Annotated in this window: 12 protein-coding genes; 6 read left to right on the top strand and 6 right to left on the bottom strand. The window is 71.6% G+C overall.

Going from position 1 to position 16995, the window contains the following annotated elements; translation table 11 throughout:
* Positions 1–44 precede the first annotated feature (44 nt).
* Entirely contained in the window at positions 45–1433 is a 1389-nt protein-coding gene (lpdA, locus tag ACZ7IF_RS36415; RefSeq protein WP_042800828.1) for a dihydrolipoyl dehydrogenase, read from the bottom strand.
* Positions 1434–1774: 341 nt separating this feature from the next.
* A complete protein-coding gene (locus tag ACZ7IF_RS36410) occupies positions 1775–3313 on the bottom strand; it encodes a leucyl aminopeptidase (RefSeq protein WP_470980849.1) in 1539 nt (512 codons plus the stop codon).
* A gap of 356 nt (positions 3314–3669) precedes the next feature.
* Between ACZ7IF_RS36410 and ACZ7IF_RS36405 the strand changes: the two genes are divergently transcribed.
* The 5 genes from ACZ7IF_RS36405 to ACZ7IF_RS36385 all read left to right on the top strand — a co-directional run bounded on the left by ACZ7IF_RS36405 (position 3670) and on the right by ACZ7IF_RS36385 (position 10488).
* Positions 3670–5697 (top strand): hypothetical protein, encoded by a 2028-nt coding sequence (locus tag ACZ7IF_RS36405; RefSeq protein WP_470980846.1) that lies wholly within the window; start codon positions 3670–3672, stop codon positions 5695–5697.
* 154 nt (positions 5698–5851) lie between these two features.
* Entirely contained in the window at positions 5852–7399 is a 1548-nt protein-coding gene (gene pelF / locus ACZ7IF_RS36400; protein WP_470980844.1) for a GT4 family glycosyltransferase PelF, read from the top strand.
* The gene (locus ACZ7IF_RS36395) at positions 7396–8979 is read left to right on the top strand and encodes a hypothetical protein (RefSeq protein ID WP_470980841.1); all 1584 of its coding nucleotides are present in this window, start codon (positions 7396–7398) and stop codon (positions 8977–8979) included. Before pelF ends, ACZ7IF_RS36395 begins: the two co-directional genes overlap by 4 nt.
* 37 nt (positions 8980–9016) lie before the next feature.
* On the top strand, positions 9017–9670 hold the full coding sequence (locus tag ACZ7IF_RS36390; protein ID WP_470980838.1) for a spherulation-specific family 4 protein: 654 nt from the start codon (positions 9017–9019) through the stop codon (positions 9668–9670).
* Complete coding sequence (locus tag ACZ7IF_RS36385) at positions 9667–10488, top strand: endo alpha-1,4 polygalactosaminidase (protein WP_470980835.1); 822 nt, start codon at positions 9667–9669, stop codon at positions 10486–10488. The genes ACZ7IF_RS36390 and ACZ7IF_RS36385 overlap by 4 nt, the downstream gene beginning before the upstream one ends.
* 494 nt (positions 10489–10982) lie before the next feature.
* Here ACZ7IF_RS36385 and ACZ7IF_RS36380 read toward each other — a convergent pair whose 3' ends face one another.
* Positions 10983–11237 carry a hypothetical protein gene (locus ACZ7IF_RS36380; RefSeq protein WP_470980833.1) on the bottom strand — a complete coding sequence of 85 codons (255 nt, stop codon included), beginning with the start codon at positions 11235–11237 and terminating at the stop codon, positions 10983–10985.
* A 412-nt stretch (positions 11238–11649) separates the two neighbouring features.
* Between ACZ7IF_RS36380 and ACZ7IF_RS36375 the strand changes: the two genes are divergently transcribed.
* The gene (locus tag ACZ7IF_RS36375; RefSeq protein ID WP_470980831.1) at positions 11650–12309 is read left to right on the top strand and encodes a DUF4937 domain-containing protein; all 660 of its coding nucleotides are present in this window, start codon (positions 11650–11652) and stop codon (positions 12307–12309) included.
* A 754-nt stretch (positions 12310–13063) separates the two neighbouring features.
* Here ACZ7IF_RS36375 and ACZ7IF_RS36370 read toward each other — a convergent pair.
* The 3 genes from ACZ7IF_RS36370 to ACZ7IF_RS36360 are packed head-to-tail and all read right to left on the bottom strand — an operon-like array spanning position 13064 to position 16921.
* A complete protein-coding gene (locus ACZ7IF_RS36370; protein WP_470980828.1) occupies positions 13064–14281 on the bottom strand; it encodes a sensor histidine kinase in 1218 nt (405 codons plus the stop codon).
* 22 nt (positions 14282–14303) lie between these two features.
* Positions 14304–15041 (bottom strand): hypothetical protein, encoded by a 738-nt coding sequence (locus ACZ7IF_RS36365; protein WP_470980825.1) that lies wholly within the window; start codon positions 15039–15041, stop codon positions 14304–14306.
* Positions 15038–16921, bottom strand: coding sequence for a phosphatidylglycerol lysyltransferase domain-containing protein (locus tag ACZ7IF_RS36360; protein ID WP_470980822.1), 1884 nt, complete (start codon positions 16919–16921; stop codon positions 15038–15040). The genes ACZ7IF_RS36365 and ACZ7IF_RS36360 overlap by 4 nt, the downstream gene beginning before the upstream one ends.
* Positions 16922–16995 lie beyond the last annotated feature (74 nt).

Here is a 16995-nt window from a genome sequence, read left to right as displayed (position 1 = left end):
TGCTCCTAACGAAAGTGCGGAAGTGGTCGTCGCGCCCGTGACGATTAGTCGTGTGCGTGAAGCGGCTTGCCGGCCAGGGCCAGGTGGGCCTCGCCGAGGGCCTCGTTCTGGGTCGGGTGCGCGTGGATGAGCTGCGCGACCTCGGCCGGCAGGGCCTCCCAGTTGTAGATCAGCTGGGCTTCGCCGACCTGCTCGCCCATCCGGTCACCGACCATGTGGACGCCGACCACGGCACCGTCCTTGACCTGGACGAGCTTGATCTCGCCCGCGGTCTTCAGGATCTTGCTCTTGCCGTTGCCCGCCAGGTTGTACTTCAGGGCGACGACCTTGTCCGCGCCGTAGATCTCCTTGGCCTTGGCCTCGGTGATGCCGACGGAGGCGACCTCCGGGTGGCAGTACGTGACGCGCGGGACACCGTCGTAGTCGATCGGGACGGCCTTCAGGCCGGCCAGGCGCTCCGCGACGAGGATGCCCTCGGCGAAGCCGACGTGCGCGAGCTGCAGGGTGGGGACGAGGTCGCCCACGGCCGAGATGGTCGGCACGTTGGTCTGCATGTACTCGTCGACCAGGACGTAGCCGCGGTCCATCGCGACGCCCTGCTCCTCGTAGCCCAGGCCCTGGGAGACCGGACCGCGGCCGATGGCGACCAGCAGCACCTCGGCCTCGAAGGTCTTGCCGTCGGCCAGCGTCACGCGGACGCCGGTCTCCGTGTACTCGGCCTTGTCGAAGAAGGTGCCGAGGTTGAACTTGATGCCGCGCTTGCGGAAGGCGCGCTCCAGGATCTTGGAGCTGTTCTCGTCCTCGACCGGAACGAGGTGCTTGAGGCCCTCGATGACGGTGACGTCGGTGCCGAAGGACTTCCACGCCGAGGCGAACTCGACGCCGATGACGCCGCCGCCCAGGATGATCGCGGACTGGGGCACGCGGTCCAGGACCAGCGCGTGGTCCGAGGAGATGATCCGGTTGCCGTCGATGTTCAGGCCCGGCAGCGACTTCGGCACGGAGCCGGTCGCCAGCAGGACGTGGCGGCCCTGGATGCGCTGGCCGTTGACGTCGACGGAGGTCGGGGAGGACAGGCGGCCCTCACCCTCGATGTAGGTCACCTTGCGGGAGGCGACCAGGCCCTGCAGGCCCTTGTACAGGCCCGAGATGACCTCGTCCTTGTACTTGTGCACACCTGCGATGTCAACGCCCTCGAAAGAGGCCTTGATACCGAACTGTCCGGCCTCGCGTGCCTGGTCGGCGATCTCACCGGCGTGCAGCAGAGCCTTCGTGGGGATGCAGCCGTTGTGCAGGCAGGTGCCGCCGAGCTTGTTCTTCTCGATCAGCGCAACGTCGAGACCCAGCTGGGATGCGCGGAGAGCCGCGGCGTAACCGCCACTGCCACCGCCGAGGATCACTAGGTCGAAAACGGTGCTGGCGTCGTTCGCCACGTCACGTCCTCCATGCATGTGCGCCGGGCACCGGTCCTCTGTGACCGGGCGGCGGCTGGTAATCGGCCGCTTGTTTCTTCGGCCCTGTGGTGGGGGCCCTGTCCTGCCGAGAACCCATCTTCGCATTTGTCGGGGGAACGCGGGACGCCGGGCCCCGGGTGTGGACCGTCGTTCTGCCCGAGATCCGGGTTACCCGTGCGTAGAAACCTACTGATCCTCGACGTTTCTTCCAGAGCGAACGCGCCCCGGGACCCTGATCGGGGTCCCGGGGCGCGGCGCGCGTCACAGGGGGCGTCTCACGAGGTGGTACGCGGACCGCCCGCGCGACGGGGGCGGGTGCGTCAGCCCAGGTCGCCCGTGGCGGTGCGCTCGGCCAGCCGCACCAGGGTGCGCACGGCGGAGCCGGTGCCGCCCTTGGGGGTGTAGCCGTACGGGGCGCCCTCGTGGAAGGCCGGGCCCGCGATGTCCAGGTGCGCCCAGGTGATGCCCTCGCCGACGAACTCCTGGAGGAAGAGGCCGGCCACCAGGCCGCCGCCCATCCGCACGCCCATGTTGGCGATGTCGGCGGTGGGGGAGTCCATGGTCTTGCGCAGGTCCTCGGGGAGCGGCATCGGCCAGGAGGCCTCGCCGACCTCTTCCGCGATCTCGTGGATCGAGGTGCGGAAGGCGTCGTCGTTGGCCATGATCCCGAAGGTGCGGTCGCCGAGCGCCAGCACCATCGCACCCGTGAGGGTGGCGACGTCGACGATCGCGTCCGGGTTGTCCTCGGAGGCCTTGGTCAGCGCGTCGCCCAGGACCAGGCGGCCCTCGGCGTCCGTGTTCAGGACCTCGACGGTCTTGCCGCTGTACATGCGCAGCACGTCGCCGGGCTTGGTGGCGGAGCCGGAGGGCATGTTCTCGGCGAGCGCGAGCCAGCCGGTGACGTTGACCTGGAGGCCCAGCTTGGCGGCGGCGATGACGGCGGCGAAGACGGCGGCGGCGCCGGACATGTCGCACTTCATCGTCTCGTTGTGGCCGGCCGGCTTCAGGGAGATGCCGCCCGAGTCGTAGGTGATGCCCTTGCCGACGAAGGCGAGGGTCTTCTCCGCCTTGGCGTGGGTGTAGGAGAGCTTCACCAGGCGCGGCGGGTTCTCGGAGCCCTTGCCGACGCCCATGATGCCGCCGTAGCCGCCCTTGACCAGGGCCTTCTCGTCGAGGATCTGGACCTTGACGCCGTTCTCCTTCGCGGTCGCGGAGGCGACGGCGGCGAAGGCCTCGGGGGTGAGGTCGTTCGGCGGGGTGTTGATCAGGTCGCGGGCGACGTTGACCTCGGTGGCGACGACGGTGGCGCGCTCGGCCGCGGCCTTGTGCTCCTTGTCGCGCGGCTTGGCGCCGAGCAGGGCGACCTCGGCCAGCGGCTGCTTGGGGCCGCCGTTCTTGTCGGCCTTCCCGCTCTTCTTCTCGCCGCCCTGGTAGGCGGTGAAGGCGTACGCGCCCAGCAGCGCGCCCTCGGCGACGGCGGTGACGGCGGAGGCGTCGTCCAGCGGCAGGGCGAACGCGGCCTTCTTCGAACCGTGCAGGGCGCGGGAGGCGGAGCCGGCGGCGCGGCGCAGGGCCTCCTCGTCGAAGGACTCGTCCTGCTCAGGGGCCGTACCCAGGCCGACCGCCAGCACGACCGGGGCCTTGAGGCCGGCCGGGGCGGGCAGCTTGGTGGTCTCGCCCTCGGCGCCCGTGGCGCCGAGCGATTCGAGCACGGCGGCGAGCTTTCCGTCGAACGCCTTGTCCACGGCCTCGGCGCCGGCGGCCACGACGAGCCCCTTCGGGCCCTTCGCGACGCCGACCACGAGGGCGTCGGCGCGCAGCGTCGCAGCGCCGGCAGTGCTGAGAGTCAGAGCAGTCACGGTGGTGAAGTCTCGCTTCCGTTTGTGTTAGTGGGCGCTTGGGTCGCGTCGGGGTCACCGGCCGCTCCGCAGCGATCGTATTCGGGCCCGGCGGCCGCCGGAAACGAGCCTACGCGCAGGTACTCGTCCGTACGTCACTACAAGGTTTGTCAAGTTGTTCGATCAACGCGCTGCCAGGTTCACCCATCTGTGGACTCTGCTCCAGGTTTGCCCTTTAGAGCTGACGGGGTCCGAGAGACTCGAATCACTCTCGCAAGGGGACGTGGGGTCCTTTTGCATGATTTCCACAGTGCCTCCCCGGCCCGGCCGTCCGCCACGGGCCGTCGTCGAGGGATGCCTGCGGGGGGAAGGCCGAAATGGTCAACAAGAACCGGATGAACAGGGCAGCCGCAGCGATGGCGGCGGCAGCCCTGATGTCCGTGGCAGTACCCGCCGCGACCGCCCAGGCGGCGGCCGTGACGCCGCGCATCGACCTGAAGGTGCTCGTCGTCGACGACGGCGGCAGCTCGGTCGGGGCGATCACCGCGCAGCTCAAGGACACCGGGGTTCCCTACACCCGCCTCGACCTGGCCAGTGCCGGCCGCCCCGTCATCGACGCGGCGTTCCTCGCCGACACCGTCGACGGCCGGCCCCGGGCCAAGTACCAGGGGGTCGTGCTGCCCAACGAGAACCCCTTCGGCGAGGGCTCCGCCGAGATGGCGGCGCTCACCGCGTACGAGACGACGTACGGGATCCGCCAGGTCGACGCCTACACCTGGGCCCACCCGGGGGTCGGGCTGGAGTACACCGACAACGGCGGCTACAGCGGGCAGCTCGACGGCACCCAGGCCGCCGTCACCGCGGCCGGCAAGGCGGGCCCCTTCGGCTACCTCGGGGGTCAGGTCGCCTTCGAGGACAACTCCGCCGTGATTCCGGAGAGCTACGGGTTCATGGGCAAGCCGCGCACCGGCTACACCAGCTACCTGGACGCCCCCGTCACCGGCGGCCGGGCCTCCCTCGTCGGCGAGTACACCCACGACGGGCGCAGCGAACTGGTCGTCACCTTCGGCTACAACCAGCACCAGCAGCAGTTCCGGCTGCTGGCCCGGGGCATCGTCGAGTGGCTCACGCAGGGCGTCCACCTCGGCCAGGAGCGCAGCTACTTCGCGGTCCACGTCGACGACGTCTTCGCCCCCGACGCCCGCTGGAGCAAGGAGCTCAACTGCACGCCCGGCGACTACGCCTGCGCGGGCGGCGAGGGCAAGGAGAGCACCATCCGGATGACCGCCGCCGACGCCCAGTACGCGGCGCAGTGGCAGACGTCCAAGAACTTCAAGCTGGACATGCTCTTCAACGCGGGCGCCGGCGAGGAGTGGAAGGCCGAGAACGGCGGCACCGACGCCCTGACCGCCCAGCTCGTCGCCGACCGCGCCAAGTACCGCTGGATGAACCACACCTACAAGCACCCGTTCCTCGGCTGCGTCCAGGACACCAGCGCCAACCCCTGGAGCTGCACGAAGAACGCCCAGGGCGCCGTCAACTACATGAGCCGGGCCGAGATCTCCGCGCAGATCCGCGACAACAACAACTGGGCCGCTTCCAAGGGCATCACCACCGACCGCTCCGAGCTGGTCACCGGCGAGCACTCCGGCCTCAAGACCCTCCCGCAGCAGCCGCAGGACAACCCCAACCTGGCCGGCGCCCTCGCCGACAACGGGGTCAAGTGGGCCGGCAGCGACAACTCCCGCGAACCCGAACAGCGGGCCGTCGGCGCCGCCCTGACCGTCCCCCGCCACCCGATGAACGTGTACTACAACACGGGCACCAACGCGGAGATGGCCGACGAGTACAACTGGATCTACACCAGCCGCGCCCACGGCGGCAGCGGCATCTGCGAGGACAACCCGGCGACCTCCACCTGCCTGCCGGCCCCGCTGGACACCAGCACCGGCTACCTGGACCACATCGTCCCGGCCGAGGCGCGCACCGCCATGCGCCACGTGCTGGCCAACGACCCGCGGCCGCACTACGTCCACCAGTCGAACCTCGCCGAGGACCGCACCCTGTACCCGGTGCTCAACCAGGTCCTCGACACCTACCGCGCGCTCTACGCGCCCAGCGCGCCGATCGTCAACCAGAGCATGAAGGACACCGGCGTCGAGCTCCAGCGCCGCGCGGCCTGGGACAAGGCCATCGCCGCCGGCAAGGTGACCGCCTACAAGATCGGCAAGGACGTCGTCGTCAAGGCGCCCTCCGGAGTCGTCGCCCCGGTCACCGCCCCGAACGGGACGAAGAAGCAGCTGCTGCTCGGCACCGCCGACTTCGGCACCGCCTACGCCGGCACCCGGTCCGCCTGGACGGCTCCCGAGCTGCTCCAGTCGCAGGTCACGCTCAAGCTCCTCTGACCCACCCGCACCACCCGCACCACCCGCACGACTCGCACCGGCCGTACTGCCCGTACCGCCCGGACGACTCGGGGCACACGCAACACCCAGAGCCGGCGCTCCACGCACGCACCACGGGCGCCGGCCCCTTTTACGTCCTGGGGGGACACACCGCATGAGCCATGGGCGTCATGTCACCATGCTCACCGAAGGCACCTATCCGCACGTCCACGGGGGCGTCAGCACCTGGTGCGACCAACTGGTACGCGGCATGCCGGAGGTCGACTTCAACGTCATAGCCCTGACCGGCTCCGGGCGCGAGCCGGTCACCTGGGAGCTGCCGCGCAACGTCTACCGGCACACCGCCGTCCCGCTCTGGGGCCCGCCGCCGGCCCGGACCCGCCGCTCGGCCCTGCGGGGCAAGGCCCGCCGCAGCTTCACCGAAACGTACGAAACCTTCCTGCTCTCCCTGATCGACCCCGACCACGGCGGGTTCTCCGAGGCCCTGGGCGAACTCGCCCGCCTCGCCCGCGCCGGCCGCCTCGCCCCGGCCCTGCGCTCCGAAGCGGTACTGCGCCTGCTGATGACCGTATGGACCCGCCCCGGCCTGGTCACCGCCGCGGCCGAACCCACCATCCACGACGCGCTCACCGCCACCGACCTGCTGGAGCACGCCCTGCGCCCGCTGTCGGTGCGGATCCCGCCCGACAGCGTCGCCCACGCCGTCAGCAGCGGCCTCGCCACCCTCCCCGCCCTCGCAGCCAAACGCCTGGACGGAGTGCCCTTCCTCCTCACCGAGCACGGCATCTACCTGCGCGAGCGCTACCTCGGCTACCGCAGCGCCGCCCAGCGCTGGCCCGTCAAGGCCCTGATGCTGGGCTTCTACCGCGAGCTCAACTCCGAGGGCTACCGGCAGGCCGACCTGATCACCCCCTGCAACCAGTACAACCGCCGCTGGGAGGAACGCGGAGGCGCCGACGCCGAACGGATCCGCACCGTCTACAACGGCGTCGACCCGCACGCCTTCCCCGAGGCCGGCCCCGAACCGGAAGTACCCACCCTCAGCTGGTGCGGCCGCATCGACCCCATCAAGGACCTCGAAACCCTGATCCGCGCCTACGCGTTCATGCGCGAGGAGCTCCCCGCCCTCCGCCTGCGCCTCTTCGGCCCGGTCCCGGCCGGCTGCGAGGACTACAAGCTGCGCCTGGAGAAACTCGCCGCCGAACTCGGCGTCGCAGACGGCATCTCGTACGAGGGCCGCATCGACCAGGTCGCCAAGGCCTACGCCGCCGGCTCCGTCGTCATGCTCTCCAGCATCAGCGAGGGCTTCCCCTTCAGCATCATCGAGGCCATGTCCTGCGGCCGCACCACCGTCTCCACCGACGTCGGAGGCGTCCGCGAGGCCGTCGGCGACACCGGCCTCGTCGTCCCGCCCCGCGAGCCCGAGACCATGGCCCGCGCCACCCTCGCCCTGCTCCGCGACGACGCGCGCCGCGCCGAACTGGGCCGGATGTCCCGCAAACGGGTCGTCGAGAAGTTCACCCTCCACCAGTCCGTGGACGGCTTCCGCCACATCTACCGCGAACTCGCCGGTCAAACGCGTGCCGGCCGGCCCCTCCTGCCCGTCCGCACGGGCGACGACTGGACCCAGCGGCAGCTCGCCGACCCCTGGCACAAGGACCCCTGGAACAAGGAACTCGCCGCCGACGGGAGCATGTGGTGAGCGGATCCCTCTGGCTCAAGCCGCCCGGCCCGGAAGGCTCCTGGGTGCACGTCGGCCGCCCGGCCCCCGCCTGCCGCACCGACACCCTCCCCGACCTGCCCCGGCCCCGCCCCGGCGGGCCCGGGGCCCCGGCCGCCGACCCCATGGACGAACTCGCCGACCGCCTCGGCGTGTTCGTCGGCGCGGCCGTCCACCCCGACGAGATCGCCGCCATCCTCGAATCCGACGGGATGACCGACGAGTACATCCGGCTCACCTACGGCCGCCAGGACTCCTTCGCCCTCGCCGAGGAGCTCTACGCCCGCGTCCCCCGCTCCTTCCCCGAGCCCGACCGGCTCCCCGACCCCTGGAAGGTCTCCCTCACCGCCTGCCTGCTGCGCGGGCTGATCTTCGCCCTCCCCGGCCTCGCCTACGTCCTCGGCGCACCCCTGCTCGAAGGCCCGCCCGACCGGCTCGGACTGCCCGCCGGCACCCTGACCCTGCTCGCCGGAGCCCTCATCGGCTGGGTCTGGGACCAGAGCCTGTCCCACCGCGCCTACTCCTGGCTCGGCCTCGGCGACCGGGCCGCCGCCGGACGGACCCTGCTCGTCGGCGCCCCCGCCGGGGCGCTGCTCGGCACCGCCGCCGCCTTCGCCGTCCCCGGCGGGCCGCCGTTCTCGTACGCCTTCGCCGCAGGCCAGGCCGTCTACGTCGGCGCCGCCACCGTGCTGCTGGTGCTGGGCCGCGAACGGGTGCTGCTCGCCGCGCTCGCCCCCATGGCCGCCGGGGCGGTCCTCTCGCTGTTCACCAACCCGCCCGTGCCCGTACGCGTCACCCTGCTGCTGGTGTCCCTGCTGGCCGCCTGCACCCTCGCCCTGCGGGAGCTGCCGCTCGCCGCCGGCGTACGGGCCGGGGTGCGCAGGATCCACCGCTGGGCGGAGCGCCGCCCGGGCGAAGGCGGCCCGGTGCGCTGGCGGATGCTGCGCGGCGCCGAGGAGGACCACGCCCGGCGCGGACCCCGGATCGGGGACTCGGCGCCCTACGGGGTGTTCGGCCTCGGCACCGGCCTGCTCGTGCTGTACGCCGCGCTGGGGGAGGTGCTCAGCGGCGGCCCCGCCGAGGCCGTTGCCGCGCCCTCCGCGGTGGCCCTCACCCTCAGCATGGGCCCCGCCGAATGGCTGCTCCACCGCTTCCGCAGCGGCAGCCTCGCCGGGCTGCGGGCGGCCCGCTCGCCGCGGGCGTTCTGGCGCCGGATGCTCGGCACCCTGGCCCGCTGCCTCGCCGTGTACCTGGCGGTGCTGCTCGCCCTCGGCGTCACCGGGACCCTGCTGTGGCCGCACGCCCCCGGCCTGACCGGACTCCGCGTCGCCACCCTGCTGCTGCTCGGCGCCGTGATGTGGACCGGGCTGCTCCTTCAGTCCTTCGGCGCGGTCCGCCCCGCCGCCGTGGTCTGCTCCGGCGCGGCCTTCGCCCAGAGCCTGGCCCTGCTGGCCGGGATCGGACAGCCCCGCCTGGTCCAGCTGGCGGTGGCCGGCACCGCGGCGACGGCCCTCGTGGTGCTGGTCTGCCTGCTCCTCGGCCGGGCCACGGCACACCGCTGACCCCCCTTGACCTCCATACGAGAAGACGAAGGACCCCATGCTGCTGGTGCCGCTCTACGAGCACCCCGCCGACCGGCCCGAGGAGTGGGAGCGGCTCATCCGCTCCGCCGGGCAGCTGCACTCGGTGGTGCTCAACCCCGACAGCGGGCCCGGCCAGGCCCCCGACGAACGGTTCGCCGCCGTCGCCGCCCGGCTGCGCGACGCCGGCGTGCCCGTCCTCGGCTACACCGACACCGACTACGGGCGGCGCCCGCACGCAGCCGTCGTCCAGGACCTGCTGCGCCACCGCGACTGGTACGGGGCCGACGGGGCGTTCCTCGACCAGGCCGCCGCCGACCCGCACCTGCTGCCGCACTACGGGCGGCTCGCCGTCGCCGCCCGCGCGGCGGGCGCCCGTACCCTCGTCCTGAACCACGGCGTCCACCCGCACCCCGGGTACGTCCGGCTCGCCGACCTGCTCGTCACCTTCGAAGGCCCCTGGGACGCCTACCGCGACAAGGCCGCGACCCCGCCGCCGTGGACCGCCGACCACCCCGCCCGACGGTTCTGCCACCTCGTGTACGCGGTCCCGCCGGACGCGCCCGCCGCCGAACTCGCCGCCGAGCGCCACGCGGGCGTGCACTGCGCGGTCCCCGGCACCGGGGCGCACCCGTGGGGCACCCTCCCGTACGCCCTGGAGGCAGCCGGATGAAGCGTTTCGCCACGATCCTGGCGGCCGGCCTGCTGCTGCTCGCGGCGGCCTGCACCGCCGGGCCCGACGACGACGAGAGCCCGGATCCCGGCCCCTCCTGGCCGTCCCAGGCCCCGGGCGAGCGCTGGCAGCCCCGCCCCGGCACGCCCTGGCAGTGGCAGCTCACCGGCAAGCTGGACACCTCCGTGGACGTGCCGGTGTACGACGTCGACGGGTTCAACACCGCCAAGGAGGAGGTCGAGGCGCTGAAGAAGGACGGCCGCCGCACCATCTGCTACATCTCCACCGGCGCCTGGGAGGACTTCCGCCCGGACGCGGGCGACTTCCCCGACTCACTGCTCGGCAAGGGCAACGGCTGGAAGGGCGAGCGCTGGATCGACATCCGCCGCACGGCGGAGCTGGAACCGCTGATGGCGAAACGCTTCGACATGTGCCGCGACAAGTCCTTCGACGCGGTCGAGCCCGACAACATGGACGCCTACCGCAACGACTCGGGCTTCCCGCTCACCGCCGAGCACCAGCTGGCGTACAACCGGCTCATCGCGAGGCTCGCCCACGACCGGGGCCTGGCCGTCGGCCTCAAGAACGACCTCGACCAGATCCCGCAGCTGGTCGCCGACTACGACTTCGCGGTCAACGAGCAGTGCGCCCAGTACGACGAGTGCGGGGAGCTGACCCCCTTCATCAAGGCGGGCAAGGCCGTCTTCCACGTCGAGTACGAACTCCCCGCCTCCCGCTTCTGCAAGCAGTCCCGCCGTCTGCAACTGAGCTCCCTGGAGAAGAAACCGGACCTGGGGGTGTGGCGCAGGGCGTGCTGACGCTCCTCGTCTTTCGGGGCGGGCTTCGGGGGCGGGATCCCTTCGGGCGGTCTCACAGCCGGTTTGGGGGTTTCCCGTCAGTCCCATCGTCCTTCCGGTTCGTGCCGGCCCGTCAAGGGTGCTCCCTTCGGTCGCGTCACTGCGTGATCGCCTTCGGCGACCCCTGACAGCCCGTCCCGCCCCGGAAAGCCGAAAGACTGCCGGGAAACCCCCAAAAGGACGGCACGGTCGATGGGGAAGGGACGGGTCTCTCAGCTGTGAGGCGGCGGGGACCGGGGCAGGCCGGCCGGGCATCCGAGCCCTCAAGGGCCGAGATCCCGGGCCGGGGCCCGCCTGTGCGCACGAGAGGTTGATCAGAGCGACCTGCGGACCACCCAGGCGCGCCAGATCGCTACGCGCTCCCGTCGTCTCGGCGTCTGACGACCGTCCGGGGCCGGTACCCGCACCAGAGGTTGATCAGAGCAGCCCAGGGATCGGATGGGCGCGTGAGATCGCTACGTGCTTCTCCCGTCTCGGCGGCCCACGACCGTCCGGGGCTGGTCTGGGGCGGGTACGACGTTGGTGGCGGCGGTGGTGAATTCGCGGCCGGAGGCGCCCCGGATGTAGGCGAGCTCCATCCAGTGCTCGATGCCGGTGTCCGAGACGTTCTCGTTGATCACGGCCATGAGGACGCCTTCGGTGCCGGAGGCGATGTCGCGGACCTGGCAGCGGAGCAAGCGGTGGGGGACGTACTCGTACTGCTCACTCATCGGGTCCTCCTCGAAGGCACATGCCGTCGTGGCCCCCATCACCGAGAATCGGCAACCGCCGTTCGCAGCCCTCACCGAATACGCGGCGGGCCCGGTCGTGCTCGTCCGAGCACACGACGGCCAAGGCGGCCACCAGCTGTTCCAGTGAGGTGAACCGGTCGGGGAAAGTCAGCACGACCCCGCCCCTGACCGCGCGTTCATACCCGTCCATCAGACCCGTCCGCCAGTAGGTGAGTGCCCCGAGTGCGTGTCGGCGGCTCGGCTCCTGCTGGGAGGCCTCCGGCTACGCCTCAGGTCCTACTTCGCTGGTCCCAGGTTTGCTGCGTCCGCCGGCCGATACGTCGGTCGGGGTCTGCGATCGATGATTCCTTACGTCGGTTCGTCGTGTTCGCGCCTGGGAGGGAAGCTGCCCATGTGGGGCAAATGGATCAGTTGCAAGGTGCCGGTGACCGCGCGGGGAGAGTTCTCTGCGGCCCAGCGCGTCTGGTCGACGATCAGTGATCAACCAGGTTTGGTCGGGCAGGTCGGTGGCTGGGACCCGGCCACCGACTGTGCTCATCTGCTGGGACTGTGGACCGACGCGGAGGCGTACCTGGGCTTCATGCAGGAGCGGCACGACTCGGTGTTCGCCGGCAACCGGCAGAGCGCCGGCTACTCCGCGATCGAGGTCGCCACCGGAGAGGTCGTCTTGGAGATGCCGGGGGAGACAGCCCTGCCCCGTGCTCTTGAACGCGCCACTCTCCTACGGGTCGCCGACTGCCGACTACTGCCCGGACGCCAGGAGCATTTCCTCGACGTCCAGCGCACGGTGTGGGCCCCAGGCATGGCAGCGGCCGGCGGCATGCTCACGGGTGTCGTCACCCGGCTGGAGGCGGACCGCCACCTGGTCACCACGCTATGGTCCAGCTCCACTGCCCACCAGCGCTATACCACCCAACACCTTCAGGCCCTGCGCTCCCGCGCGGCACTCGAGAGCGACATCCAGTCGATGACCGGCCACACGTTGCCACTTGAGAGAGCCTGGCACGTCCTGCCACCCTCGACCGACTCGATGCCTGGAAAGCGTCCCTGAAACCCCTGCCCGAACGGTCGATCACCAGCGAGCCCCGGCGGCACATCCGGGATCCTGGGGCGGGGGTCTGAGCGGTGACCACTCCCGCTTCCCACGCGACCTTCCGCGCCCGGGCGCACGTGTTGACCATGACCGTAGAGCCCCCGTCTACACCAGGCCAAGACGGCCTCCGGCCGCCGAGAGCACAGAAGCGCGTAGCGATCTCACGCGCCTGTCGGCTTCCCGCGCTCCTCTGTTCATCTTCTGGTGCGGGTACCGGCCCCGGACGGTCGTCGGACGCCGAGGCGACGGGAGCGCGTAGCGATCTGGCGCGCCTGGGTGGTCCGCAGGTCGCTCTGATCAACCTCTCGTGCGCACAGGCGGGCCCCGGCCCGGGATCTCGGCCCTTGAGGGCTCGGATGCCCGGCCGGCCTGCCCCGGTCCCCGCCGCCTCACAGCTGAGAGACCCGTCCCTTCCCCATCGACCGTGCCGTCCTTTTGGGGGTTTCCCGGCAGTCTTTCGGCTTTCCGGGGCGGGACGGGCTGTCAGGGGTCGCCGAAGGCGATCACGCAGTGACGCGACCGAAGGGAGCGCCCGTGACGGGCCGGCCCGACACGGAAGGACGATGGGACTGACGGGAAACCCCCAAACCGGCTGTGAGACCGCCCCGCCAGGACACCGCTCCCCACCCCACCGTCCCGCCCCGGGGGGTCGAGGGTAGATAGCGGGCCCGCACCGCAAGCCCCGTACGCCCCCGCCCCCGCCCCCGCCCCCTCACACCGGCAGGATCGCGTGCACCCGGAACCCGCCCCCGTAGCGCGGGCCCGCGAAGCAGGAGCCGCCCAGGGCGCCCGTACGTTCGCGCATGCCGAGCAGGCCGTGGCCGCCGCCCGGGTCGCCCTGGCCCGGGGCCGAGTCCGCCGAGTCGCCCCCGTCGTCCAGTACGGTCACCTCCACCGAGGCCCCGACGCGGACCACGCTGACCTCGGCCTGTGCCCCCGGGCCCGCGTGCTTGCGGACGTTGGTCAGCGCCTCCTGGATCACCCGGTACGCCGCCAGGTCCACGGCCGCCGGCAGCGGCTCGGTGCCGGGACCCAGCTGGACGGTCGCCGCCACCGGCAGCCCCGCGTGCCGGAAGGTGTCCAGCAGCTCGTCCAGGAGGGCCAGCCCCGGCGCGGGTTCCGTCGGCGCCTCCGGGTCGCCGGACTGGCGCAGCAGTCCGACGGTGGCGCGCAGCTCGTTCAGCGCGCTGCGGCTGGCGTCCCGTACGTGGGCGAGGGCCTCCTTCGCCTGGTCGGGCCGCTTGTCCATGACGTGCGCGGCCACCCCTGCCTGGACGTTGACCAGGGCGATGTGGTGGGCCACCACGTCGTGCAGGTCCCGGGCGATCCGCAGCCGCTCCTCGGCGACCCGTCGGCGGGCCTCCTCCTCCCGGGTCCGTTCGGCCCGTTCGGCCCGCTCGCGTATCGCGTCGACGAAGGCCCTCCGGCTGCGCACCGCGTCCCCGGCGGCCGCGGCCATCCCGGTCCAGGCGAAGATGCCGATGTTCTCCTGCGCGTACCAGGGCATCGGCCCGGCCAGCATCGCCACCCCGGTGAGCCCGGCCATCGTCAGCAGCCCGGTCCGCCAGGTGGTGGGCCGGTCGGTGAGTGCGGCCACCGTGTACAGGGCGATCACCGCGCTCATAGCGACGGGCGCCCGGGGCTCCCCGGTGGTCAGCTCCAGCAGCGACAGTCCGCAGGTGACGGCGAGCACCGTACGGGGCCGGCGGCGACGCAGTACGAGGGCGGCCGCGCCGAGCAGCATCAGCAGCAGGGAGAGGGGCTCGGGCGTACGGGTGCCGAAGGTCGGGCCGTGCGGCCCGTGCGGGTCGGCGAAGGACCCGACGACCATGGAGACCAGCGCCCCGAACGCGAGCACGGCGTCGGTGGCGAGCGGATGCGCACGCATCCACTGCCGGGTGGCGGCGAAGGGCCCGAGGTCTGTCGTCACCCGGACACGGTACGGGCTCCCGCTAGAGCCGTGCGGATCCCGGGGGTGCGGGCGAGGAGGGGGGCGCGGGCGGCCGGGGGCCGAGCGGGGTCCGCGAGCGGGCCGGTCCCCACTTGGCGCGGACCACGCACACCGCCATGACGGCGGCGATGGCCGCCAGGTGCTCCTTGCCGGCGAGGTTGTTCTTGACCAGCACCTCGCCGATTATCACGAGGATCACCAGAGCCGCCGTGAGGTACGCCCGGTAGCGCCAGCACACGTAGATCGCGAGGCCGACCACCGCCGCCGACGGCCCGGTGTCGTTGACGACCCGGTCGGACACCGGCAGCCCGAAGGGGTGGTCGGGGCCCAGGGAGAGCCCGATCCGGGCGTACGTGGTCCCGGCGATGGTGGCGACGTAGCCGATGAGCAGGGTGCGCCACCAGCCGATGCAGATCTCCGCGATGCCGAAGACCAGCAGGATCTGCGCGAGCGCCCCCCACACGGGCAGGTCGAGGGCGGGGACGAAGAGGGACAGCGGGGTCCGCAGCAGCGCCAGCCACAGCGGGTCGGCGGCTTTCACGGACCCCAGGTCCTGTACGGGCTGGAAGCCCCAGGAGGTGTTCTGGACGATCTGGAAGACGGAGGTCAGGGCGACCGCCCCGAGGGTCATCGGGACGGCCCGCCACCTGTCGCGGACGAGCGCGTCCCGCACGGTCAGCAGCAGAGGGCCCCACTCACGGCGGGCGAACTGCCGGACCTCCGTCTTCCACGACGTCAACGAATCGTCTCCAGGTGTTTGCGGTGCAGCCACTTGGGCAGGCCGGGTGCCTCCAGGAAGCCCTCGGCCCGACCCGCCGCGATGCCGATCCGCAGCAGGTCCGAACTCTTCTCGAAGAGCATGAACCGCGGCTCCCAGATCGGGCGGTATTTGGCGTTGGCCCGGTAGAGGGACTCGATCTGCCACCAGCGGGAGAAGAAGCTCAGCAGCGAGCGCCACATGCGCAGCACCGGACCCGCGCCGAGCTTGGACCCGCGCTCGAAGACGGAACGGAACATCGCGAAATTGAGCGAGACCTGTGTGACGCCGATCTCCTTCGAGCGCTCCAGCAGCTCGATGACCATGAACTCCATCAGGCCGTTCTCGGAGTCCCGGTCACGGCGCATCAGGTCCAGGGACAGGCCCTTGGGTCCCCACGGCACGAAGGACAGCACGGCGCGCAGGTCGCCGTTGCCGTCGGTGCACTCCAGCATCACGCACTGGCCGTCGTCCGGGTCGCCCAGGCGGCCCAGCGCCATGGAGAACCCGCGCTCGGTCGCGCCGTCGCGCCAGTCGTCGGCCCGTTCCAGCAGCACGGCCATCTCGTCGGCGGGGATGTCGGCGTGTCGGCGGATGCGGACCGTGTAGCCGGCCCGCTTGACCCGGTTGTACGCCTGCCGGACGGTGCGCATGGCGCGGCCCTCCAGCGTGAACTCGTCGGTCTCCACGATGGCCTCGTCGCCCAGTTCCAGGGCGTCCAGGCCGTGCCGGGCGTAGATCTGCCCGGCTTCCTCGCTCGCGCCCATCACGGCCGGCACCCAGCCGTGCTCGCGGGCCTCGGCCAGCCACGGCTCGATCGCGCCGGGCCAGGCCTCGGGGTCGCCGATGGGGTCGCCGGAGGCCAGCGAGACCCCGCCGACGACGCGGTAGGTGACGGCGGCCTTGCCGGTCGGGGACCAGATCACGGACTTCTCGCGGCGCAGCGCGAAGTAGCCGAGCGAGTCGCGGTCGCCCTGCTTGGCGAGCAGCGCCCGCAGCCGCTCCTCGTCCTCGGGGGTGATCGGGTCGACGGCGCGCCGCGAGCGGAACGCCGCGAACAGCACGGCGAGGAGCAGCAGCATCGACATCACGTTGATGGCCACGTCGACCCAGGCGGGTGTGGTGATCGCGCGGTAGGCCTTGTCGTCGGGCGCCAGCGTGATCAGCCGCATCACGCCGTACCGCCAGCGCGCCAGGAACGTGGCGTCGGCGCGGTCGGCGTCGGTGTTGGTGGCGCCGACGAGCAGGGCGGCGATCAGCGAGGTGAGGAGCAGGCCGACGGCGGCGACCGCGGTGGCGAGCTTCGGGTTGGAGCGGTCGCCCTTCGCGTAGAACTCGTGGCGGCCCAGCAGCAGGGCGCCGACGAAGGCCGCGGTCAGGGCGAGCGAGACCCAGTTCTGCGCGTGCTGGCGGAACTCCGGGTAGCACATGCTCAGTTCGCCGCTCGTGCAGGGCGCGAAGGCGGCGACCGCGAAGGCCAGCAGCAGCATCCCGCTGACCACCAGGTTCAGGATCCAGGCGGCCCGCTTGCGGCGGCCCATCGTGACCGCGAGCAGCAGCGAGAACAGCCCGGAGGCGAACCCGGCCGTCAGCAGGTACGGGGTGTAGAAGTCGGCGGTGTTGTGCCGGCGCAGGTCCTGCCCGAGCGAGAGCCACACCGCGCTGAGGAAGTTCACGAAGGTGACGATCCGCAGGTACCAGACGGCGAAGGCGGCACCGCGCCGCGACCTGGGAGTGCCCCTGCGGCTCTCCGGCTTCGCGGCCGCTTCCCCTCCCTGCTCCTTCTTGTTGTTGGAACCCTTGCCGGAAGCCTGATCGGGGCTCCGGTCGGTTTCTACGCTGGTCAAGCGGACCTCTCCCATGAAAAGCGATGATATGGGGCGTCACCGGTCCGCAGCGCAGTGCGAGCACTGCGGACTGGTCAGGCCCGTAGTGC

Source organism: Streptomyces sp. NPDC037421, assembly GCF_055602105.1.
Note: the sequence above shows the minus strand (reverse complement) of the source record. Positions and strands in the feature narration are given on the sequence as shown.